Source organism: Prosthecochloris marina, assembly GCF_003182595.1.
In the GTDB taxonomy this organism is placed as follows: Bacteria; Bacteroidota; Chlorobiia; order Chlorobiales; family Chlorobiaceae; genus Prosthecochloris; species Prosthecochloris marina.
Genome location: NZ_PDNZ01000001.1, coordinates 111,427 through 134,854, shown reverse-complemented (window position 1 = coordinate 134,854; position 23,428 = coordinate 111,427). Strand labels below are relative to the sequence as shown.

Genomic DNA, 23,428 nt, shown 5'->3' with positions numbered 1-23,428 from the left:
CCCCTTCTGTTAGCGTTTAACATGCCACAAACCAAACCCAAAAGCTATAGCCCCTATAGCGGACAAACCAAGAATGGAATGCCATATTTGCCCTAAACCAGCATCTCTGAATATGATCCCCAAACCTGCTTCGAAATAATGATAAAGCGGTGAAACGATCATGATTTTACGAGCTATATCAGGCATGGCTTCCGGCGGTGTCCAGGAACCCGACAACAGAAGCATGGGCATGACCAGCAAAACCACCAGCATGGCAACCTGGCCCTGGGTACGCACTATGGATGCCGCTGCGATACCAATTCCCGCCGTCGCAAATGCATAGAGCGCGGTGACAAGGAAAAAAACCGGCAAATTTCCATGAAGCGGCATATCGAAAAACGGATGAATTACGAAAAAGATGCTGACAAAAGTTCCTCCAAGAATCACCAAAGTCATGGACAATATTTTTGGCATGATGATAAGCATCGGGGAAAGCGGAGAGACTCGAAGCTGTTCGATAGTACCCTTCTCTTTTTCACGCACGTACGCCGCTGCCGGCAGCATGATGGACAGTATTGATATAATGGTGAAAAGCTCGATGACGGCCATGAACCAGGAATCTTTGAGATTCGAATTGAACCATACACGTACCTGATCGTCAACCTGTGGAAGGGTAGGTATATCCGATCCCGAAAATCCTTTAGGATACATACCTGCTGCCTCGAAACCGTAGTCGGAAATTATCTGCTCTGCATAACCTGAAAAGAGTAACGCCGGCACGTTGTTGGTTGCATCGATATTTATCTGAACTTCCGTTTGCCGACCTTCACGGAGGGACTCATAAAAATCCTGTGGGATTTCAAGTCCGGCCAATGCTTTCCCACGGTCAAGAAAGCCCATTGCTTCTTCCGCCCCTTGAACGTCAGCTACGAATCGAAAGATCGGTTCATTGAAGCGTCCTGTCAACTCCCTGGAAAATTCGGAACGATCGTTGTCCAGCAGAACAAAAGGAGCGTTTCGAAGTTCGAAGGTAAACCCGGCTCCAGCCAGGTACACATCGAAGACAAATCCATAAATAATAAACAGCAGCAACGCTGTATCTCTGCCAAGTTGCAACAGCTCTTTGCGGGTCATGACCCGCAACCGATTGAACCAGAGAAACCGTGTCATGTTTTTGGCCTTTTTGTGAATTTAGTGTATCCCACAACCAGCAAAAGAGCTGAATAAACCGCCAAAACAAGCAGGTTAGGCCATAGAACAGTCAACCCGACATTCCTCAGAAACACACCGTCAACAATTTCAGTGTAATACATGGCCGGCAGGAGATGGCAAAAAAGCTGATTGTCTTCCGATAACATACTCACCGGTGTAAGCACCCCGGAGTAAAGTGTCCCGCCGACAATGGTCAAAATTGCCGTAATCAATACTCCGGCCACCTGCGTTCTCACAAAAACAGAGATGACCAAACCAATCAAGGTCGTACACAAAACATACAGCAGCGTAGCAGCGACGAAGAGTACGGCACTTCCCTTGAAAGGTGCCTGAAACATCACTACGGCGATAGCCCAGAGTATGAAAGCGTTGATGGTTGCAATGATCATATAAGGCATTAATTTCCCGATCAGATACTCTGTTCGGGAAACATTGGATGCGTACATATTGTATATGGAACCATTTTCCTTTTCGCGCACGATACCGACAACGGTGAGAAAAGGAGAAGCGACCAGGAGTACAAGAACCATGAGCCTTGGTGGAAGAGACTGAGAACTTTCTACCGCCTGGCTATAGAGATAACGGATTTGGACCTTGATTGGTGTAAGCTGTTCGGTAACTCGCTGAGGGGGTACTCCAAGGCATTTGGCGAAAAAATTGATGAGGATGTCTTTTTCAAAAGCACGGGTAATGGCCGTCATATAACCCTTTACGGTCCTCGCGCGAGTGGTGAAGGTACCATCCAGCAGATGCTGCACCGGCGAAGGTCGTCCTTCAAGAAGGTTACTCTGAAAATGTTCCGGAATCACAATTGCCGCGCGAATGTGCTGTGTCGTCAACAGTTCGTCGATTTCATCGGGATGTTCGAGATATCCCTTGAACTTGAAATACCTCGAATCTTTAAAACAGTGGATGTATTCACGGCTCAGTTCACTCCGATCCTGGTCAAGAACGGCAATTGGAATATCTTCCACATCCAGCGACAGACCATAGGCAAACGCGATCATCATCGTGATAGGGAAAACAAAAGCCAACGAAAGAAACAGACGATCCCGGTAAATTTCTTGCCATTCACGCTTTGCGACGGCAAGGATACGTTGATAGTTCATGCTTGCTGCCTCTGCGATGCGTGTTTCTCCAGAGCCATTACCCTGTGTACAAAAACATCTTCCATACTGATAGGTATCTCGTCGACCTTGTGTAAAGAGAGGTTGTTGGACTCCAAAAGGAACCGAATTTTCAACACGGTATCACCGATGTTTTTGGTCAGCAAGTGTATACAATTCCCGAAAATCGCAGCATCACTCAATCCATTCTCTTCAAGTACTTCAAGAACCCGCACCGGTCGGTCCACAGTCAACTCCAAAAGCTCTCCGGCCTCTTTTCGTAGTGCCAGCTTCATCCCTGCTGGTGTTTCATCGGCAACGCTCCGGCCGGCATACATGAGAACCAGATGATCGCAATGCTCGGCTTCGTTCATGTAATGAGTCGTTACCAATATGGTCACCCCTTCCTCACGGGACAATTGAAACAAAATTTCCCAAAATCGCCTGCGACCAAGAGGATCGACTCCCGAGGTAGGCTCATCGAGGAAAAGGATAGATGGACGATGAAGCAGAGCACAGGAAAGAGCAAGCCGCTGTCGAACCCCCATCGGCAACCCCTGAGTCATTTCACTCTCATACCCCTGCAAACCGGTAAGAGCCAGAGTTTGCCTGATCCTTTCTTTCAGTCCAGTACCGGACAAACCATAGATACCTCCATAGAGTTTGAGGTTCTCGTGAGCGCTCAGATCTTCATAAAGGGAAAATGCCTGCGACATGTATCCCACACGCGACTTGATAGTTTGCGCCGCCTTCTGCATATCGACGCCCGCAACCTGACCGTTACCGCTACTGGATGGGAGAATTCCTGTCAGCATCTTTATAGCCGTTGTTTTTCCTGCGCCGTTGGCGCCTAACAAACCGAATATTTCACCCTGTGAAACTTCAAAGCTCAGATGGTCGACTGCCCGAAAGGCACCGAAATTCTGCACCAGATCTCTCGCCACAATTGCAGGGCCATTTCTTTTCCCGTTTTTTCTGCCCATTGTCTTGAAGACCGGACCCGAACCGACATTTTTATGCTCATTCCGGTCGATAAGCATAGTGACAAGGACATCCTCAAGTTCCGGCCTCATCGAATAACATTCTGCAATTTCCAAGTGGGACAAGCTGTCTTTCACAGCACTTTCTGCCTGTTCGGAATTTTGTTTTCCAACAAAGACACGAAGATGATGCCCTATCGGTTGTACTTGCGGGTACTGAGATTTCAGAATTGCAAACGCTTCGATCTGGGAAGATGCCTTGACGACAACAACTGTGCCGGACACTAAAGCACGTATTTCTTCCGGTTTACCCTGCGCAAGCATCTCACCTTTGTACATAAGAGAGACACGATGAAATCGAGAGGCCTCGTCCATATACGCTGTCGAAACGATGGCCGTAGTACCGTATTCTTCGAGCAACTGAGAAAGGATTACCCAGAAGTCACGTCTCGATACCGGATCGACACCGGTTGTCGGTTCATCGAGAATAATCAGTTCGGGCTGATGTATCAGGCTGCAGACAAGGCCTAATTTCTGTTTCATTCCTCCCGAAAGATGCTTCATGGGCCGCTCCCTGAACCGCTCCAAGTGAGTCATTTCGAGCAGGCGGGTTTTTCTCGGCTCAAGATCCGCCGGAGCAACCATACGCAGTCGAGCAAAAAAGTCGATGTTTTCCTCCACAGACAGCTCCGCATACAGGTTCTGCCCCAACCCTTGTGGCATAAACCCGATACGCCCTTTGATCCGTTCCGCTTCTTCCTCCGAATTCACTCGTTGACCGAACACCCGGATAATACCGTGCTCGAAGTCAAGCACACCGGCAATCGCTTTCAAAAGGCTGCTTTTCCCGCTACCGTCCGGCCCGATCAGCCCATGGATTTCTCCCCTTTGAACCGTTACGCTAACATTGCTGATGACATCGAGTCGCCTGTACCGCTTACCAAAATTCTCAACATCAATGATCGTACTCATTGTACCGGCAACCTCCATGAAACATCTTCTTTCCAGCGAATAAGGGCATCTGCCGGCATACCCGGCGACAAACTATGTTCGGGATTTTCATTCAGATACAATTTCAGGGCGAAAACCTGTTTGACACGCTCCTCCTTGGTTTGCACCTCTTTGGGAGTGAATTGAGATCGCGAAGCTATGTAGTCGACTTCAGCAATAAATGGTTGGTCCGGAAATGCATCGGTAAACACATGAGCTTCCAAACCACGTCTTATTTTACCAAGATGCGGTTCGGGCAAGTACGCTTTCAGATACAACTGATCGAGATCGACCATGTCGAACAGTGGTGAACCTTGCGCGAGGGTCTCGCCAAGCGAAACAAGCTTGGCGGTCACAGTACCGGAAGCAGGTGCCCTGATGATATATTTATCAAGCACACAGCGAATTTCTTCCACAGCATTTTGTGCCTTGTCCCGTTCGGCATACAATGCTTCGAGTCTCGATTGCTGTGCCAGAATGCGCTCCTCCTCCAGTTCCGCTGAAGTCAATGCCGCTTGCGCTTGATTCAAGGAAGCTCGTGCAATAGCGGCATCCCTGCCAGCAGTATCCAATAACAATTCGACTTTTTCAAGGTAATCTTCGGATACCGCCCCGCTCGGGCGAAGTTCACGGGCACGCTTTGCATCACGCAGTGCCTTTTTTTCCTTTGCCTCAGCTTTCTCGAGAGCTGCTGAAGCTTGCAAGACACCCGCTTCCGCCTGCCCTATGGTTAAAGGCATTTCCTTTTTCTGAATACGCAGGTTTGCTTCATCGGCTCTAACCTGCTTCTGAAGGACCTCGAAAGCATCTTTTGCCTGTGAAAATTGCTTCTGCAGTCGCTCATTATCCAAACGCGCCATTATCTGTCCAGCCTCAACCAGGTCACCTTCTTTAGCATCGAGTTTCCAAATCTTCCCGGAATATTCAGTTGAAACGGTAATCCGATCCCCTTCGAGCCTGCCGTTTACCTGGATAAGCCCTTCAGGCAGGGAATCCTTACTGATGAGCCATAGACTGGATACAACAATGATGATGATCGCTCCCGGCAATACGTACCGTTTGAAAGTCGTGGTAGTGTTAAAACGCATTATCTGCTCCGGTCTCCAATGAAAAAAAACTTGCTTCCATTATTGCTATCCCTTGCGTAAATCTGGTTTCATGCCTCGAACAAGAACATCGAGAAAGCTGTTCATGTAACTCGAGATATGTATAGAACGATCGAACAACGACTGCAACAATACCCCATCGAATGCACTGACCAGCATTATAGCTATTGCCGTTACATCCATATCCCTACGAAATTCTCCGCTTGCCTGTCCTTCCCGAAGCATCTCCTCAATAGAGGTTCTGAAAGACGCATACATTTCCTTCAAGCTTGTGGAGAAACGTTCGTTATCCGATCCGGTACTTGCCATAGCCCATACTTCGAGCGGGATCGGACAAAAATCGATATAACGAATCACCACCTCCGTCCAAACGCGAGCAGCTGTCCGTAGCTTCTCCTCCGAACCGGTACACTCTTTCAAGGCTTCGGCAGCTTGATCTATTGTCATCTTCATGAACCAGTCGAAGCAGGCATAAAAAAGATCTTCTTTGCTTCCGAAATATTCATATATAGTTCCCTTACCGATACCCGCACGCAGGGAAACTTCTTCCATTGAAGTCCCCTTGAAACCTCTTTCCGAAAAAACACCAACGGCAGCTTTGACCAATTGTTGGCGCTTGAGCTTTTTATCCACGATTTTTGGACACATGCATATTTCCTTTAGTCATTTTTCCTTTCTTATGTATAGCCTTTATTGACCGACTGGTCAGTCAATAAAAGCTAAAAAAAGTCCGGTCTTTTTCAAGCGCTTTTTTAAAAGAACGTTAACCTCTTTTCCCTTTCCGCCGTTTTTTCTCCCGCAGCATCGTTTATGAAGCGCGGGGGTGAGCGAGAAAAAATACAAAAAGCTTTTTTCATGCGATTATGCTGAAGCGACAGATATAAGTACATTTATTCTCGATCCGACAGCCGAAAAGCTTTGTCAGAAGACTTGAAAACCTGAACTGTATACTTGCCTGGCAGAGCCTTGTTGTTATTGTTTTCGATATAAACTCGAGCATTATGAAAATGAAAAAACCGTTTATCGGCACCACTGCTTTTTTTATCGTTCTGTTGACAATGCCTCTCGGGCATGCGGCTGTAATTTTGATCGAAAAGGGGCTGGGCCTCGAGAATGTCTATTATGGAGCGGTATTGCTGGGTTGCCTCGGAACCGGTTTGCTTTTGGCGGGAATGAATACAACCAATGCGTTGATAGCTACCCTTCTGGGTATGTTTGGCGCTCTTTTTGTGTGGGGAGGATGGATAGAGTTTGCCTTTTCGTACTACGCCAATCGAACCGGCGTTCAACCGCTCATGCAAAACGGCGAAATTATCACCAAGGCTGAATATCTGATCATGCCTTCTTCTTTGGGATTTTTCGCTGTCATTATGCTTTACTATCTCTTCGGAGTCCGCAGTGGATGCCGTTTTTTTCTCTGGTTACAGCGAGCATTGAAAATCGACAAGATGATCGAACTGGCGAAATCGTCTCGAAACACAGCGATGGTAACGTTCATGGAGTTCATTGTGCTTCTGTGGGGGTTTTACATGATGCTGCTTTTGGCTTACGATCAGAATTTCGCCGGGGACAGGCACCCGGTAACATATTTTATCGCTTTTGGCTCAGCTTTATGGTCATTCATTTTGTTCGTGAAGCTTATAAAAATCAGCCAGCTGGCCTATGCTATCCGCTACGCGATACCGACGGTAATTATTTTCTGGAATTTTGTCGAGATACTCGGAAGGTGGAACGTGTTTACCGAGGTATGGATCGAGCCGTCGAATTACCTGCTGGAAATAGTGCTCATGGTGATTGTTTTGCTTGTCTTGACCGTCACTGTGTTGTTCAGCGAAAAAAATGTGCAGCAAGAGGCAAGTCAGTAATAACCTTTTATCGGCTCATAAAAAAAGCATGGCCACCAGAAGTTGGCCATGCATTGCAAAACAGAATAACGCTTTATTTAAAAAGCATTTACTTTTTGTCAGGCACTTCCCTTTCATCTTCAACCGCGTAGTTGATGAGATAGTCGTAGAGCCTTATCAGGCGTGAGTTCTGTTCGTTCTGATCGATCCAGTGGCCTATCATACCGATCGTGCGGGCAAGAACGAAGAAGCCGTTCAACGAATGAATCGGGAAACCGAGGTCCATCAGGATGGCACCCATGGTTCCGTCGACGTTCAGGATAAGGTTATCCTTTTTCGCTGTGGTTACCTTCTCAACCTCAAGTGCAAAGTCGAGACACGGCGTATGGAGCGAGGTCTCGTTCTTTACATAGGAGATCAGATATTTTACACGCTTGTCAGGATTTTTCAGGCTCTTGACACGATGGCCTATACCGGGAACAGGACCGACGTTTTTCTTCATCCAGGCAAGAAAGCCGGGGATGTCGTTCGGGAAGTCCTGGACACCTTTCTGGAAGTACTTTCCGGCATTGGTTACCGCACCGCCGAAGCGTGGGCCGATCATGGTCATACCGGCAGAAACAGCCTGAGGCATGTCGATTCCGGCACAGGCACCGAGAATGGCCCCATAGGCACCTGAAACAGCAGGACCATGGTCTGCAGAAATCATGATGATTCGTTTGATGATCTCGGATTCTTCCTTTGTCGGAAGTTTCTTGTTCCAGAGAAGACCGATGACATCTTCCATGCCGTAACCTTTTTCACAAAGCTCTGAAGCCGCATAGCCTCTGTAACGTGGCTCTTCGCCTCGGTCGTCGGAAATGGTAGTCCTGACAAGAGGCTCGACGATGACTTCACCTTCTTTTATAACCTTCTGAACTTTTGGCGGCAGATCCGGTAGCAGGTCATCGGAAATCGGTTCTTCAGGCGCAATAGTGCCGTCTGCAAGAAGTTCGTCATAAACCTGCTTGATGGCTTTGCTCAACCCACCGAATGTGTCAGGCACAAGCGCACCAGCCTCTCTCAGCGCGTTCATTTTCGAACGTGCAGAACCTGCGCCTTTTTTCCCTTCTTTCGCACCGGCATGACCGAACTTCATGCCTTGGGGGAGCACTTCCTGGCAGGTACCGCCAATAGCGGCGACGACTCTTATGCGGCGTTTTTCCGCGGCAAGCCACTCTGCAGCTTCCTCTTCAAGTGAGCCGCCGACCTCGCCGATGATGACAACCGCTTTGGTATCGGGATCTTTTTCGAACATTTCAAGATACGTGACAAAATCGGTACCGGGATAGGCGTCACCGCCGATAGCCACTGCGGAAGTAACCCCGTTTCCATTCTGGGCACACAGCCACATTGCCTCGTTGGAAAGACCGCCGGATTTGGTAAGAACACCGAAAGAACCCGGCCTGTAGAGGTTACATAGTTTGAGGTTCTTGTATTCACCGCCGATCACGCCCAGGCGACACTCACCTGCAGACATGACACCGATAGAGGACGGTCCGTTGAGGATTTTTCCTTTTTTCTCGGCAAGAATACGAAGTTTTTTAGCATCTTTTTCAGGAACACCTTCGGTAATAACCGAAACAAGCGTGATGTTTTCAGACTCGAGGGCCTCCTGTGTAGCCTTGGTCGCGCGTGATGCGCCAAGATAGACCAATGCCGTATTGATCTGCGGGTTATGGGCAAGTGCTTCTTCAAGCGTGGAATACACTTTGACGTTTTTGAGTTCACCACCAAGGAAAATCTCTTTCTGCTGGCCTTCTTCGGGAGGATAGACAAATGCCTGTACGGTCAATGGGCGTTTTACAAGAAAGTCGAATTCGGCCATCTTCTTTGCCGCATTCACGCCTGCTGCTCCACCAATGATGACAGCGCGTGTTTCTTTATTGATTACAATGCTCACAGTTCTTATCCGGTTTAATGAGTTTTCAATGCTATTCTTTCTTTATACGATGTCTCGTATCAGGAATTCAGAGCCAGATCGACGATATCGGTCATCGGCATGTTTCGGTCATAAACATGGATGTCGAATCCTTCATCCTTGAGTTTGCTGATTGCAGCAAGCCCCTCAGCCTCGTTCGGGCCTCCACGACGAACCCATATTTTAACACCTTTCAGATAACCGTTCGCCTTGCTCTCACGCAACCCGTTGATAATACCGCCGAATGTCGCCTTCACATCGGTAAAGTTTGCGATAGCACCGCCAACAATGATATGTTTGATGTTCGGGAGCCTGGATAGCGTCTCGGTCAAAGCTTCAACAGCCCAGTCCGGAGGCGCACCGGAATATTCGGCATAGTTGGCGATTGTACCGCCACGAGCAACAACCGCATCTGCATAAAAGACCGAAGCACCTCCACCAGCAGTCAGCAGAGCCACTTCCCCACCAGGAACTTCGACGAATTTTACGGAACCTTTGATCCGTGAATCAAGCTCCATCATCTGTTGCTCGGCTTCTGTGTATGGACGCCCGATTTCCGATACCGGTTTGAAATCCCAATCAGGATGACGGAACCTGGCATCCCAGTCCACGTTCATAACCGCGTCAAGTGCGGCAAATCTCATATCGCTTTTCCGAATCACAAGCGGATTGATCTCTATGGACTGAGCGTCTTCATTGTCAAAGCAGAGAACCAGCCTGGAAGCGATCTTTCCAACACGTTCTGCAATTTCACCCTCAAAACCCGCCGCTTGTGCAAGAGCGGTCAAACTCTCGATGGAAGGCGCTTCGTCAACAGGGATATGGATACGCTTGACTGTATCCCAGTTATCCTCGATATCCACTCCACCTTTGTTTGAAACAAGCAGTTCAGCACCATCCTTGTTCCCGCTCATCGACATATAATACTCGGCATCGTGATCGAGCATCTCGGCAACGATCACCTGGCGAATCTCGGCTGTACCAACTTTTTTACCGATCATTTCGCGAGCTGCAGCAACAGCTTCTTCAAGGTTAAGGCCAAGCTTGACAAGGCCTAGTTTATACCTTCCGCCGATAGCCTCATGAGCTTTGACAACGAGTTTGGATTCCCTGAGCCATTTGTTCGCCTCACCAAGCTGAGCGAGCCTGTTCGGATCCATGACAACAACATAGTTCGGCACCGGAATGCCCCACTTGTCGAAAAACTTCATAGCCGAACCTTCAAGTATCTTTGCCATTCTATTCGTATTTTTTTTGTTAAACAGTACGAAATTGAGAAAAGTAAAAAAACGCAAAACATTAATATAGCTATATTTCTTCTCGTACCAAGCATTTTTACCTTGCAAATGAACATACTTGTAGCTTTTTTATGCCTACGTTCCCTGAGAACGGCCTTTTTTGTAGGTTTTCCTGCTCAATCAAACACCAGCTACCCAACATTGTAGTTTCAAAACTGTCATATATGTAAGGCTATGGATAATTTTATTTTCTGGTGGCAAACACTTCCTTCACGGATGGACCCCGTTATCTTTACCGTAGGAAATTTTCCGGTTCGCTGGTATGGAATGATGTACATCATTGCATTTGGAACCGTTTACCTGCTTACGCAATACAGAATAAAAAGTGAAAACCTTTCCTATTCCCCGGCTTTTGCCGGTGACGTGCTTACCTGGGCAATCGTAGGAGTTCTACTGGGCGGTCGATTGGGTTATTTGCTGTTTTACAGTTTCCCGGAATTCATAGCAAACCCACTCGGCTCGATCATTCCATTCAGTCTTTCGGGCGGGAGTTGTAGTTTTTCCGGTATTGCGGGGATGTCTTACCACGGAGGTGCTATTGGTGTGATCATAGCTGTATGGCTTTTTACCAAAAACCAAAAAAAACCTTTTCTGACAACAATTGACCTCTTCATTGTATCACTCCCCCTTGGCTACACCTTTGGCAGGCTCGGCAACTTCATAAATGGAGAACTATACGGCCGGGTAACCGATGCAGCAATCGGTATGCATTTCCCTATGGCCCCAGGCAATGAGCTCCGTCATCCTTCACAGCTCTACGAAGCCTTCTTCGAAGGGATATTCCTTTTTATCATACTCTGGACATTGCGCAAAAAAGCCCCATATCCCGGCTTTCTTTCCGGCCTCTATCTTTTCGGTTACGGTTTTGTCCGTTTCTTTATCGAATTTTACCGCGAACCGGATGCGCACCTGGGCTTTGTTTTCATGCAGTTCTCCATGGGGCAGCTGCTTTGTCTTGCCATGATAGCCGGTGGTATCGGCGTTATGATCTTGTGCAAAGGGCTGGGCGGCAAAGTAGCCAGTAGCCAGTAGAACGAGAATAGTTACTCAGAAAACTGCTGCGACAACAAGAAAGTCGAGGTTGTCTCATTAGTCTTGCAATGAGTCTTTATGTAGGGCACCTCTATAAATTGTCGCGAGCAGCATGAGTACGAGGCGAACGGAGCACAGATTTATTTACTTGTCACTTATCGACAGCAGCAGTTCCTCTCCCCTGCCGAAACAGCGCTTTCTTACAATCAGAATGGAAATAATTGACGTCGTTGCGGTTGAACCTACCAGCATGAGCATAATGATGATTTGATAACGAATTGCCTGGAGCGGATCCGCTCCGGCAAGAATCTGACCGGACATCATGCCTGGAATAAACACAAGCCCAACCCCCATCATAGCATTGATTGAAGGAATCATTCCGGCAGTAACTGCATTTTTAAACATCTCCGAGCTTGCTTCCTTGTAATTGGCCCCCAGACAAAGCCTGGTTTCAATTAGCCCTTTCTGCTGACGCATCTCTCTGAAAAGGCGCTCAAGCGCGATTGCCAGGGCCGACATCGAGTTACCGATAACCATTCCTCCTATCGGTAAAAAATAACGGGGCTCCCACCATGGCGTAACACCGATGATAAGGCCGGTAACGAACAATGCGGTAACGAAATAGCTGATAAACATCGTCACAAAGGTCGGCAGTATGTAGGGAACCTGCTTTTCTTTTACCCTTCCCCGTACAATGAAAGAGGCCGAAACCGCCATAACCACGAAAATACCAAGAGTAAACCATAGGTTTTCCAGTTGAAAAATAAAGGTAAGTGCGTAACCCATGAGAAAAAGCTGGGCAAACGTTCTTACCGTGCCGACGGTTATGTCACGATTCAGGCCGAGATGGTGGACAAAAGAAGCTATCTGGGCAATGAGAATAAACAACAGACCCAAAAAAAGCTGCCAGAGGCTGATTTCGACGATCTGGTTCATATTTTTCGAAGTTTACTCTGTTCAAGCAGGTATTCGACCGGCGATATAGTGCTCAGTGAGCGGTTGCTGTGCGTCACCATAATGATTGTTTTTCCCTGTCTTGTGTTCAAGTGCTCGACGATTGAAAAAACCATCGATGCACTCTTTGCATCGAGCGCCGATGTCGGTTCGTCAAGAAGTAGTATTTCCGGATCAAGCAAAAGGGCTCTCATTAGGGCAATGCGCTGTTGTTGACCGACTGAAAGGTTTCGTGCCTGCTGAAGCAGGCTGACATCCTGTAAATAAAACTGTTCGAGCATTTCTGTAAGCCTCGCGTCAGCAGGCTCCGCCATACTGCCGTTAACGGCGAAAGAGAATGGAAAAAGAAGGTTCTCTCTCACACTTGCATCTATCATCGAAGGAATTTGCGCCACATAGATGATAGACCGGCGAAGCTCGGCAGGCTTATAAGACTCTATACTTCGGCGCTTGAAAAGAATATGCCCTTCATCATAAGCCTGAAGCCTGCAGATAAGGCGCAACAAAGTAGACTTTCCTGTTCCGGAAGCACCTTTTACAACGATAAACTCTTCCTGGCCCACAGAAAGGTTCAACTCACTGAAAACAGGCGAGAAAGCGTTTTCATAGGAAAAGCCAAGGGATTCGATTTCCAGCAAAATCGGCATAAAATTTTGTTAAATAGCAAAGTGAGTCATCCATCTATAAACAGACTCCAAATAATAGCGCTCATACAAGACAGCTCTCCCTTATGTTTTCTGCTGCATATGCAGTCCAACAAGCCTTGCAATGATAACAGTCAGATAAATCTGACCTACCAGAGCCTCCATTGCTGCAAGTGACCTGGCCGAAGCAGACAATGGCGTGATGTCACCATAGCCGAGAGTTGTCAATGTTACTATGCTGTAATACATGAAGACATTCATATCAACCGATGACATCTGTTCACCCGCAACGTCGTAGGAGCCTGGCACGTACGCCTCTACCAACCCATGCAGTAAAGCCCATACCACACTAATCAGAAAATAGACACAAACAGCTCCGAGAATAATATTTATATCGATCACTCTTGATGTGAATATTTTCTTCAAGAGCATAACGATGACATATATAAAAAAAAGGGCCGAACTAAACGCCACCAAAACCGGAAACCCCTCTTTTGTATACAAAAAAGCCGTAGCATTGGAAATAAGCATCGGCGCACCCAGGAGTAGAGCGACGAAAAAGCTTATTTTGGTATCACCGACAATGATTACCGAAAAAACCAGCATCAGTACGAGAAAGACATTCAATAGCCGGGAGGCTGTCTCCTCTTCTTGAAGAAAAGGTGTAATTGCAAAAGTGAACACAATGCAGAGTAACAGCGCAAAAAAAATATTCCGTTCCCAGAACGAGGTATTAAATCGCATATTTTATTTCTCCGGATTTTCTTGAACCGTGTCTCGTCCAAGCTTGTTATTGAAGGTTCACCGGAAACAGAGTTTAAAACATCGGCCTTTTTGAAAAATAGACATCTCTTAAGACTAATTACACCTTGGCAGGCATTCTGATGACTCGATTCAGGTAAAAAAATGCAATTGTTTTGACATTAAATTGAAAGGGGTAGTGCCCAATGATTATGTCCACTGAAAAGCTCGGATCTTTTTTCCTCGGCGATCAATATGACCTGACGGCTAAAAAGCGCCTCGATGTCCCCATACACTACGATTCACGCGATCTTACGACCCATGCAGTATGCGTGGGCATGACGGGAAGCGGTAAAACCGGATTATGCATAGGATTGCTTGAGGAAGCGGCTCTTGATAAAATCCCGACGATCATGATCGATCCCAAAGGGGATATCACCAACCTTCTCCTGCAATTTCCAGAACTGAAACCGGAAAATTTCAAACCATGGATAAATGCGGACGATGCACGAAGAAAGAATATGAGCATCGAGGCCTACGCCAAAGTAACTGCTGAAAAATGGAAAACCGGTCTTGCCGACTGGGGCATCGGTTCGGAACGCATGAACGCCCTCAAGGACTCTGCTGATTACACAATCTTCACGCCGGGCTCAGGAGCCGGCATACCGGTCAGTATTCTTGGCAGCCTCGCTGCGCCCAAGCTTGATTTCGAATCCAACAAGGAATCCATCCTGGAACGCATTAATGGTACTGTCACCGCTCTTCTGGGTCTTGCCGGCCAGAACGTAGACCCGCTTAGAAGCCGTGAAGCAATTCTTCTGGCAGGCATTTTTGAGCACTTTTGGAAAAAGGGACAAAACCTCGACCTCGGTAAACTCATTCTTTCGATCCAGGAACCACCAATGCAACAGGTCGGAGTATTCGACATCGATACCTTTTTCCCCAAAAAAGAGCGCTTCCAGCTTTCCATGTCGTTCAACAACCTGATGGCTTCCCCAGGGTTTGAAAACTGGCTTCAAGGAGATACGCTGGACATAGACCAAATGATGTTTACAGCCGACGGCAAACCCAGACACAGCATTTTCTACCTGGCCCACCTGCCAGACAGTGAGCGGATGTTTTTTGTCACCCTGCTGCTCGAAAACATGCTCACCTGGATGCGGACTCAACCTGGCACTACAAGCCTCAGAGCCCTGCTTTATTTCGATGAAGTCTATGGATTCCTTCCTCCAGTTTCCGAACCTTCATCCAAGCGTCCGTTGATGACCATGCTCAAACAAGCACGGGCATTCGGACTTGGCTGTGTCCTCGTCACGCAAAACCCTGTCGATATCGACTACAAAGGTCTTACGAATGCCGGCACGTGGTTCATAGGAAAACTGCAGGCGGAACGTGATAAGGATCGTGTACTGGAAGGATTGAAAAATGCTATAAACGAAGCTGGAGGAAACAGCGAAGCCGTCGATTATGATAGTATGATCGCCCAGCTTGGTAGCCGTATCTTTCTTTTACATAACGTTCATGACGATAAACCCATCGTATTCCATACCCGGTGGGCGATGAGTTACTTACGAGGCCCCTTGACAAAACCACAGGTCCGGGAACTCATGCAGCAAAAAAAGTCGTCGACCAACCCCTCTGCCCAGCCTTCTCTTTCAGCGAAAAAGCCAGTGCGATCCGACATACCTGTGCCTCTCCCCGATCTCAAGCCTGCAACTCCTGAAGGTTATTTACCCCAAAAACCTTCTCTCGACCCATCCATTCGCCAGATCTTTCTGCCGTTGATGGTTAGCCCTCATGAAGCACTTCAGTCAGTCGAAGAAGGGTCTTTGAGTAACTCGTATTCCATTGGATTGATATATCAACCTGCACTGTTCGGTCTTGCCGATGTGTATTTCGTCGACAAACGAAGAAATATCAAGGAAAAAACCGAAAAAAAACTGCTGCTTCGACTTACTGAAAACAGCATCGTTCCCGACTGGAACGATGCCGAAGAGTTGATGATCGATACGAAACTGATGAACCGTAACCCTGAGAGACCGGACAATGCTCTCGGCCCCTTCTTCAAACCCCTTAAAGACACTGTGAACAGTGAGAAAAAGATCCGTACACTGTCCAAGCAACTCGAAGACCAGCTTTATTACAACGAACGAAAATCCATTGCAGTCCATGATGATTTGAAGCTTTTCCAGCACCCGGCCGAACCCTTCAGGGATTTCATGATTCGCATTTCGCAAGCGGCGAGGGAAAAAAGAGATGAAGAAACAGATGCACTCGAGGCTACATTTGAAAAACAGGTGGAACGGCTGGAAAAGAAACTTCGCAAAGAACAACGTGAGCTTGCCGAGGATGAATTGGAACACGAGAACCGCAAAAGGCAGGAGTTGTTCAGTATCGGAGAAACCGTATTGGGTTTTTTCATGGGCAAGCGCAGCACCAGCAAAATCGGAACTGCCTTGAACAAACGCCGTATGACTGCCAAAGCGAAGGCCGATATTGAGGAATCACATGAAGAAATCGAAGAACTCCGGGAAGAAATAGAGGAGCTTGAAGAGGAGCTGAAAGCAAGAGTCGAAGCAATCACCAACAAATGGGAAAACATTCGGGAAACTGTCGGCAAAGACGAACTTGCACCGCGCAGAACCGATATTGTCATCCATTCAGTCAACCTTGCATGGCTTCCCTTCTGGTCAATCGCATGGGATGACGGCGTAGTTGAAAAAAAGAAAACGATAGAGGCTTTCCGGCAGTTAACCAGCTGAGTGGCTTCCTGATTGTTCGTGAAATTAACGGCAGTCTCACGTCTCTGTGAAAAACAAGCTATAGAGTACAGGAACGAACCCAAGCGTCAGGATCGTTCCCACTGCCAGACCTCCCATAATGGCCCAGGCCATCGGATACCACATTGCTCCTCCAAAAAGGGCCAAAGGAACAAGCCCTAAAATTGTGGTCAATGTTGTAATTAATATGGGACGTAAACGAGCCTGACACGCTTCGAAAATGGCTTCCCGAACACGTAATCCCCGGGTACGCTCAAGATCGATGCGGTCAATGAGCACAATGCCATTGTTCATAATGATGCCGACAAGACTGTATATTCCCAGAATCGCCGTAAAGCTTAAAAAAGCGTTGCTTACCAGTAAACCCAGAACCGCACCTATAATCACCAGCGGAATGGTTAGCATTATGATGGCCGGGCGACGGAAAGAGTTGAACTGTATAACGAGTAATACGATCATACCCAAAAGAGCATACGGCAGGTTTGCAGCGAGAGCGCTGTTGCCTTTTTCGGAATTTTCTATTTCTCCACCAACGTCTATGTCATATCCTTCAGGAAGAGTCAAAGTCTGAATAAACGGCCACAATAACGTATGCAATTCTGCTGCTTGCATAGTCGTGTGCAAACAGGAAACCGTAAGGGTGCGCTCCTGATCTTGTCTGATTAATTTTCCGGGTGCGATGTAGCTTTTAAAATCCGCGATCTGCATAAGGGTCACAGACTCGCCGTTTTCAGCTCTAATTGGCAAAGTCCTCAATCCACTCCAATCATCACGGGTTTCATCGCCTTGCACAACAATCGGAATTATCTTGTCCCCTTCTCGAAAATCACTTATCTGAACTCCTTCGAAATATGCATTCAAGGCATTGGCGATAGATTTGCTGGTCACTCCTGCACGCCGGGCGCGGTCCTGGTCGACTTCAACCCTTGTGCGAATTACCGGCTCATTCCAATCATTTTTGACATCAACCGTTCCACTGATGCCGTTCATCTCATTTTCTATAGAACGGGCAATACGGTAGAGTTCCGTAACATCTTCACCGGTGATCTTGTATTCCACTATGCCGATCTCCCCTGCCCCCAATGACATCCTTTTCGACCGCCCTCTAGCCTCGGGAAGATTCTCGAGAATAAAGCTATCGACCTTTGCCATGGCAGGGACGACCTCTTCGGTAACGTTTGTGTTGACAACCAGAAAAGCCACATTGTTGCTTGGATTGGGTGGAGTGAGTGTAAGAAAAAAGCGGGGTCCGCCATAACCCATATAGGCGATATTACTTTGAATATCGGAGTTTGCCTGAGAATCGGATAGCCACCGCGTTAAGCGCCTCGTGACCTTGGTCGTTTCATCGATATGCGTTCCGGCGGGCATATCGATGTATACTAAAAACTGATTACGGTCTGAATAGGGCATCATCTGTTTGGGAATGAGCGAAAAACCATTAACGGCTAAAATAAGAGCAGCACCGAGAAAGGCGATGAACCTGACTCTATAACGCATGAGCATCTCAAGGATTGCCCTGTATACCACATACATGCGGCTGTTATAAGAAGAAGGCTTTTGCTCTGCGGCTTTTACTTGTTTTTTCTCGTCGAGAAACCAGTAACAGAACGTCGGTGCCGCAAACATCGCTAAAAACCATGACGACAGCAACGCAATAATTACCACCTGGGAAAGAGAACGCAAATATTCACCTGAAACATCATCGGCCAGCATGAGCGGCATGAAGGCAAGAATGGTGGTCAGAGAAGAAGTCAAAAGCGGTACACCGAGACTTTGAGCCGCGTTTACAGCGGCTTCTTTTTTGTTTACTCCCATATCCAGCCTGCGCTGCATATCTTCAGTAATGACAATACCGTTATCAACCAGAAGACCCAGCGATATGATGATGGCAGCTATGGACATGCGTTGCAAATCTATGCCCCAGATACCCATAACAATAAAAGACAGCAGAACGGTGAGAGGAACGATTGTGCTGACGAGAATCCCTGTACGAACCCCCAGGAATGCAATTACCACAATCAGTACTACCACCACCGTCTGGAAAAGATTGTTTACAGCACTATCGACAGCTTTTTTTACCAACGAGGGTTGATAGGTGGCATAGTCAAGTTCGATTCCAACTGGCAACTCTTTCTCCAGCTCATGAATTTCAGTCGTGACTTGTTGGCCAAAATCTTCAATGTTGTATCGAGGTACCATAGAGATAGCCAAAATCACAGCGGGCCTATCGTTAAAAAAAGCTGCGTATTCGGATGGCTCTACATAGCTGCGCCTGACATCGGCGATATCCTGCAGATAAACAACCTGTTCAGTGTCCGGAACCTGTACCTGAATGTTCTTTATATCTTCGATTGTCCGAAAGTTACCGGACGGTTCGATCACGATAATGCGCCCTTCAGCGTTGATGCTACCACCCGGCAGAACTACATTTTGATCGTTCAGTTCCTGAACGATACTGCCAAATGAAAAACCGTAATATGCCAACCTGGCAGCATTGATTTCGAGATAGACACGCTCTTCCTGTATACCCATGACATCGACTTTATCGACGCAATCCATCGCATTGATCCTATCCTGCATATACAAGGCGATTTCACGCAGTTCCTTCATGGTAAAGCCGTCTCCAGTCATAGAGACCGTAGCTGAAGAAACGCGGCCGAAATCATCATTGACAATAGGCCCGATCGACCCTTCCGGAAGGTCTTTTATTACGTCATCCATTTTGTTGCGCAGATCTTGCCAGATCGGAGCCAAATCAAAATAAGAGTCATCAACTTTAGGCTTGATCAAAACCTCCCCGGTTTTGACCGTGGTATTGATCTCGCTTACTTCCGGGATTTCATTGATTTTTTTCTCTAAAGGCTTTGCGATGAGGTTTTCAACCTGGTCTACGGGCATGCCGGGAAAATAAACACTGACCTGTGCATCTCGGACAGTAATTTCCGGATCCTCCCGAGAAGGCATTGTCAGAAAAGCTTGGATACCGACTATAACGATACAAGCAAGCACTAAAATCGTGACGCGGGAATTCTCGATAGCAAACTGTGTGATGCGACCCATACCCGTTCAGAATTACTGTGAAAGATTAATTGTCGCAGGAACGTTATAAGCAGGTTTCCACTGTTTGACTTTCTGACCCTCTGTCAGGAACGGCACACCCGCAACAATGACCATATCTCCAGACTTGAGACCTTCTTTTACTTCCAGTTTGTTGCCGAAGATATCACGAATAATGACTTTACGCTTTTCGACAACGTTTAGATCCGGATTAAAGACATAAACCGTAGTCTGTTGTTTGACACTTTTTTCTCCCTCTACAGGAATTCGCACATCGAGCGCAGAAACGGGTATCAGATAAACCGGCGCATCGCCAGCTTCGCCAAGATTGAAAGTAACCTGTGCCGTCATGCCGGCAAAAATATCGTAAAAAGTTCGAGCCAGTTCTGCAGTCACAATAAACGCATTGCCTGTTTCAGCCTGTGCCCCTATCTGCGAAATCCTCCCGCTTACAATAGCTTTTTTTAATGTCGGAAACCTGACTTGGACAGGATCACCATAGTTGATGTCACGAATAAACGTTTCCGGCACTAAAACTTCAACTTCAAATCCCCCTTCGCCTTGCAATTCAAACGCTGTTTTTCCTGCAGTTATTTCAACAAAAGGGTCGATCAGACGTTTTGCGATCCTGCCGGAAAAAGGTGCCCGGAGCACCGTTTCGTCAAGATCATTCCGGGCGGTTTTGAGTCGTGTTTGCGCAACATCATAACTGCTTTCAGCAGCTTGATAAGCCGCCTGAGCCTGATCTACCGCAGCTTGAGAAACAAAATCTTTTTTCTTCAGGTTTTTCTGGCGCTGCAGCATATTTTTCTTTTCAATCAAATCGGCTTTTGCTTTAGCAAGGTTAGCCTGGGCTTCTTCCAGAGCCAGTGTGTAATTTTTTTGTTCCAGCGCAGAAAGAACCTGATTCTTTACCACACTATCTCCTGCTTTAACCTCGACTTTCGCAATACGGCCACCAACCTGAAAGCTCAACTCGGACTCATTTGTTGCTTTGACAACCCCTGCTATCTGCCGGGAGTTGGCATCACTTGCTTCTGATACGGTAAGAGTTTTAACAGCACGCACCGGTTCTTCAACAGCTTCTCCCCCCATACAAGCAGTTAGCAGCAACATTGGGATCACGAATAAAAAAAGTGTCTTCATTATCCCCCCTTTTGGCCAGATCTTTTTAAATTTTCGGCTTGTCTTAAAAACCTCCTCCAAGACCAAGATACAGGTTCACACGCTGGACAAGCAGATCATATTCCATTCTTAGATAAGCACTTTGCGTTGAAATCGTGGAACGTTGCAATTGAAGAACATCCAGAAGCTCCCCTTCTCCCATTTTATATTTTTCTATGCTTATCTCTTCTGCCAACCTGGCATGTTTATAAGCAATTTTCAGACTTTCAGCTCGTCTTCTGAATATTGTCTCATTCGACAGCGCAGTTTCAATCTCGCCGAAAGCTGCCAACGCTGTTTTTTGATAATCAGCCAGTGCTTGTTTTTGGAATGCCTCAGCTGCTTCAACCCTGCCCTCCAGCCTGCCTGCATCAAAAAACGGGAACATCAAACTTGAAACAACATTCCAAGCGATATTTGCGGGATTGGTTAAATCTGATAATCCATCGCTTACACTGCCCAAACTCCCGGTCAGGTCAATGCTTGGCAATCTTGCCGCTTTAGCTTCTCTGGTTTCATCAAAAGCTGCCGCTACACGACGCTCAGCAGCAATGATATCCGGACGGCGTTCAAGAACTTCAGATGGAATGCCGGCAGGAACCGGGGCAGGAAGACCCGGAAGATCACCTGCAATATCAACAGCCGCTGATGGGTAACGGCCCAACAATGTTTCCAGACTGCGAAGAGCTTGTAAATGAGCACTTTGAGCATTCCCTAAAGCATCTTCCGCAACGGCTTTTTCCGATCTGACGAGATAAACATCCTGAACAGAAACCATACCCTCATCGAAAAAAGCTTTTACTATTTCAAGCGTTTTGACATAATTAGCTACGTTGTTTTCTGCCAGTTGCTGCTGCCGTAAGGTTTCAATTGCCAGAAAGTAAGCTTTCGTTGTTTGCGCTACCAATGAGAGTCTCGCATACGCATAATCCATTTTTGCAGCAACAAGCTCTTCTATCGCAGCTCTCTGTCCGCTACGAATTCGACCCCAGACATCCAGTTCCCAGGCTATATCCAGAGAAACTCCCACCGAAGAAATATCTTCAGATAAGGCACTGTCCATATTGCCCTGATTGGTGCCCTGCAAGGCAAGTATCACGGCAGGACTTAAATCCGCTCCGGCTTGCTTTGCTAAAGCAGCTGCCGCTTCAATCTTGGCGGCAGCAATGCGAAGGTCGAAATTCCTTACAAGAACTTCTTTCACCAAGGCATTCAGCTTGGTATCGTTAAATATCTCAAGCCAGCCGGGTTGAAGACCCGAGCCAGGAGCCTCCTGTGCAGCAATGCTTCTAAAATCTGCAGGAATATCGAATTCAGGGGCAGTTGAAGGAGACTCCCTTTGCACTGTAGTACAATTGGAAAGAAAAGCGGTTAAAGCTATCAGTGTCGGTATCGTTAATCTTTTCATGCTTTTCAAATCCTACACAGCTCCATATGTAGTTGTCAATCATTTCCGATTCCGAACAATCAGAGAGCCATTAACCGTCCACATTTTTTTTAGTCTACAACATATGAGTCCTGCAAGTCTGACAGTGATAGCTGTGAGCTATAAAAATTGAACATTCTTCTTCGGTAACAGAAAGGACATCACATCGAAAACAAACATCGATATACTCAAGGGCACTTCTAATAATATCGTAATAATGAAGCACATTTTGGCACTTCCGGCAATAATTACGAAAAAACCCGAGACTACCACAAAGACTCTCCACTTGCTGCGGAACTATGCTTTTTTCTTGAAGAAAGGGGAAGATGGAAAAAGTAAAAAGACGATATACTTATCAGCAACACCGATCACAACTCTTTCTGGAATGACTATACAGAATGCGAGCACCTCGAAACGTCATACTTCTGGTATGAACAGCATACCGAGCGGCACAAGACAATAGAGGCTTCCGTCAGTTGACCGTTACGCAGCTTTTTTCCTGAGAAAAAAATAACCGGTCAACACAATAACACACAGGGCGACAAACCATACGCCGGGAGAAAAACCAGCACCACCTTCATACATGTTGAAAGCGCCAAAAATAAAGAAAATACCTGCGGCTCCGACCTTGATGATGTTTTCCGATAACTTTTTGCCAAGGACTTTCCCCACTACAATCGCCAGAGCATCGGCAAGTACCATGCCGAGGGTTGAGCCGATCCAGACAGGGAAAAAAGGGTTCGTCGTAGCAAGAGAAAGAGTGCTCAGCATGGTTTTATCGCCAAGTTCGGCAATAAAAAATGTACTGAATACAAGCCAGAAGGGATGAACCGCCGTTTTGCATGATCCGTTTCCATCATCGAGACTGTCCCCTCTCAATGTCCAGAAACCATAAACGATAAAGGATATCCCGGCAACGAACAGTACCCAGTCGACGGGAAGCAGTCCTCCTAAAATATTCCCGGCAGCTGTAGAAAAAACATGCACTACGATGGTTGAACAGAATATTCCCCACAAAACGACTTTCGCATTGAAGCAAGTGGCGAGAGTCAGGGCAAGAAGCTGTGACTTGTCGCCAAGTTCAGCAATAAATATCAGAGCAAGAGACAACCAGAATGCATCCATGGCAGGTACGAACAAGGCAATATTCTC

The 23,428-nt window shown here is 47.0% G+C and carries 17 protein-coding genes; 3 read left to right on the top strand and 14 right to left on the bottom strand.

Annotated elements, in window-relative coordinates:
• Positions 1-9: 9 nt before the first annotated feature.
• The 5 genes from CR164_RS00625 to CR164_RS00605 are packed head-to-tail and all read right to left on the bottom strand — an operon-like array spanning position 10 to position 6,021.
• Positions 10-1,149 (bottom strand): ABC transporter permease, encoded by a 1,140-nt coding sequence (locus CR164_RS00625; RefSeq protein WP_110021984.1) that lies wholly within the window; start codon positions 1,147-1,149, stop codon positions 10-12.
• The gene (locus CR164_RS00620) at positions 1,146-2,300 is read right to left on the bottom strand and encodes an ABC transporter permease (protein ID WP_110021983.1); all 1,155 of its coding nucleotides are present in this window, start codon (positions 2,298-2,300) and stop codon (positions 1,146-1,148) included. The genes CR164_RS00625 and CR164_RS00620 overlap by 4 nt, the downstream gene beginning before the upstream one ends.
• Positions 2,297-4,249, bottom strand: coding sequence for an ATP-binding cassette domain-containing protein (locus CR164_RS00615; RefSeq protein WP_204901771.1), 1,953 nt, complete (start codon positions 4,247-4,249; stop codon positions 2,297-2,299). The genes CR164_RS00620 and CR164_RS00615 overlap by 4 nt, the downstream gene beginning before the upstream one ends.
• A complete protein-coding gene (locus tag CR164_RS00610) occupies positions 4,246-5,355 on the bottom strand; it encodes an HlyD family secretion protein (RefSeq protein WP_110021981.1) in 1,110 nt (369 codons plus the stop codon). Before CR164_RS00610 ends, CR164_RS00615 begins: the two co-directional genes overlap by 4 nt.
• A gap of 45 nt (positions 5,356-5,400) precedes the next feature.
• Positions 5,401-6,021 carry a TetR/AcrR family transcriptional regulator gene (locus CR164_RS00605; RefSeq protein ID WP_110021980.1) on the bottom strand — a complete coding sequence of 207 codons (621 nt, stop codon included), beginning with the start codon at positions 6,019-6,021 and terminating at the stop codon, positions 5,401-5,403.
• Between the two features lie 353 nt (positions 6,022-6,374).
• Here CR164_RS00605 and CR164_RS00600 point away from each other — a divergent pair, with 353 nt between their 5' ends.
• Positions 6,375-7,238 (top strand): hypothetical protein, encoded by an 864-nt coding sequence (locus tag CR164_RS00600; RefSeq protein ID WP_110021979.1) that lies wholly within the window; start codon positions 6,375-6,377, stop codon positions 7,236-7,238.
• Between the two features lie 88 nt (positions 7,239-7,326).
• Here CR164_RS00600 and CR164_RS00595 read toward each other — a convergent pair whose 3' ends face one another.
• Together CR164_RS00595 and CR164_RS00590 are read right to left on the bottom strand one after the other, a co-directional pair.
• A complete protein-coding gene (locus CR164_RS00595; RefSeq protein WP_110021978.1) occupies positions 7,327-9,159 on the bottom strand; it encodes a citrate/2-methylcitrate synthase in 1,833 nt (610 codons plus the stop codon).
• Between the two features lie 59 nt (positions 9,160-9,218).
• Positions 9,219-10,415 carry an ATP citrate lyase citrate-binding domain-containing protein gene (locus CR164_RS00590; RefSeq protein ID WP_110022280.1) on the bottom strand — a complete coding sequence of 399 codons (1,197 nt, stop codon included), beginning with the start codon at positions 10,413-10,415 and terminating at the stop codon, positions 9,219-9,221.
• 234 nt (positions 10,416-10,649) lie between these two features.
• Here CR164_RS00590 and lgt point away from each other — a divergent pair, with 234 nt between their 5' ends.
• Entirely contained in the window at positions 10,650-11,507 is an 858-nt protein-coding gene (gene lgt / locus CR164_RS00585) for a prolipoprotein diacylglyceryl transferase (RefSeq protein ID WP_110021977.1), read from the top strand.
• A 144-nt stretch (positions 11,508-11,651) separates the two neighbouring features.
• Here lgt and CR164_RS00580 read toward each other — a convergent pair whose 3' ends face one another.
• The 3 genes from CR164_RS00580 to CR164_RS00570 all read right to left on the bottom strand — a co-directional run bounded on the left by CR164_RS00580 (position 11,652) and on the right by CR164_RS00570 (position 13,849).
• A complete protein-coding gene (locus CR164_RS00580) occupies positions 11,652-12,443 on the bottom strand; it encodes an ABC transporter permease (RefSeq protein ID WP_110021976.1) in 792 nt (263 codons plus the stop codon).
• On the bottom strand, positions 12,440-13,108 hold the full coding sequence (locus tag CR164_RS00575) for an ABC transporter ATP-binding protein (protein ID WP_110021975.1): 669 nt from the start codon (positions 13,106-13,108) through the stop codon (positions 12,440-12,442). The genes CR164_RS00580 and CR164_RS00575 overlap by 4 nt, the downstream gene beginning before the upstream one ends.
• Positions 13,109-13,189: 81 nt before the next feature.
• On the bottom strand, positions 13,190-13,849 hold the full coding sequence (locus CR164_RS00570) for an ion channel (protein ID WP_110021974.1): 660 nt from the start codon (positions 13,847-13,849) through the stop codon (positions 13,190-13,192).
• Between the two features lie 203 nt (positions 13,850-14,052).
• Here CR164_RS00570 and CR164_RS00565 point away from each other — a divergent pair, with 203 nt between their 5' ends.
• The gene (locus tag CR164_RS00565) at positions 14,053-16,608 is read left to right on the top strand and encodes an ATP-binding protein (RefSeq protein ID WP_110021973.1); all 2,556 of its coding nucleotides are present in this window, start codon (positions 14,053-14,055) and stop codon (positions 16,606-16,608) included.
• Positions 16,609-16,644: 36 nt separating this feature from the next.
• Here CR164_RS00565 and CR164_RS00560 read toward each other — a convergent pair whose 3' ends face one another.
• From CR164_RS00560 to CR164_RS00540, 4 genes are all read right to left on the bottom strand, one after another.
• Positions 16,645-19,689, bottom strand: a complete 3,045-nt coding sequence (locus CR164_RS00560) for an efflux RND transporter permease subunit (RefSeq protein WP_110021972.1) — start codon at positions 19,687-19,689, stop codon at positions 16,645-16,647.
• Positions 19,690-19,701: 12 nt separating this feature from the next.
• Complete coding sequence (locus CR164_RS00555) at positions 19,702-20,802, bottom strand: efflux RND transporter periplasmic adaptor subunit (RefSeq protein WP_161953459.1); 1,101 nt, start codon at positions 20,800-20,802, stop codon at positions 19,702-19,704.
• 73 nt (positions 20,803-20,875) lie between these two features.
• On the bottom strand, positions 20,876-22,258 hold the full coding sequence (locus CR164_RS00550; RefSeq protein WP_110021970.1) for an efflux transporter outer membrane subunit: 1,383 nt from the start codon (positions 22,256-22,258) through the stop codon (positions 20,876-20,878).
• Positions 22,259-22,759: 501 nt separating this feature from the next.
• On the bottom strand, positions 22,760-23,401 hold the full coding sequence (locus tag CR164_RS00540; protein ID WP_110021968.1) for a TMEM165/GDT1 family protein: 642 nt from the start codon (positions 23,399-23,401) through the stop codon (positions 22,760-22,762).
• Positions 23,402-23,428: the final 27 nt, after the last annotated feature.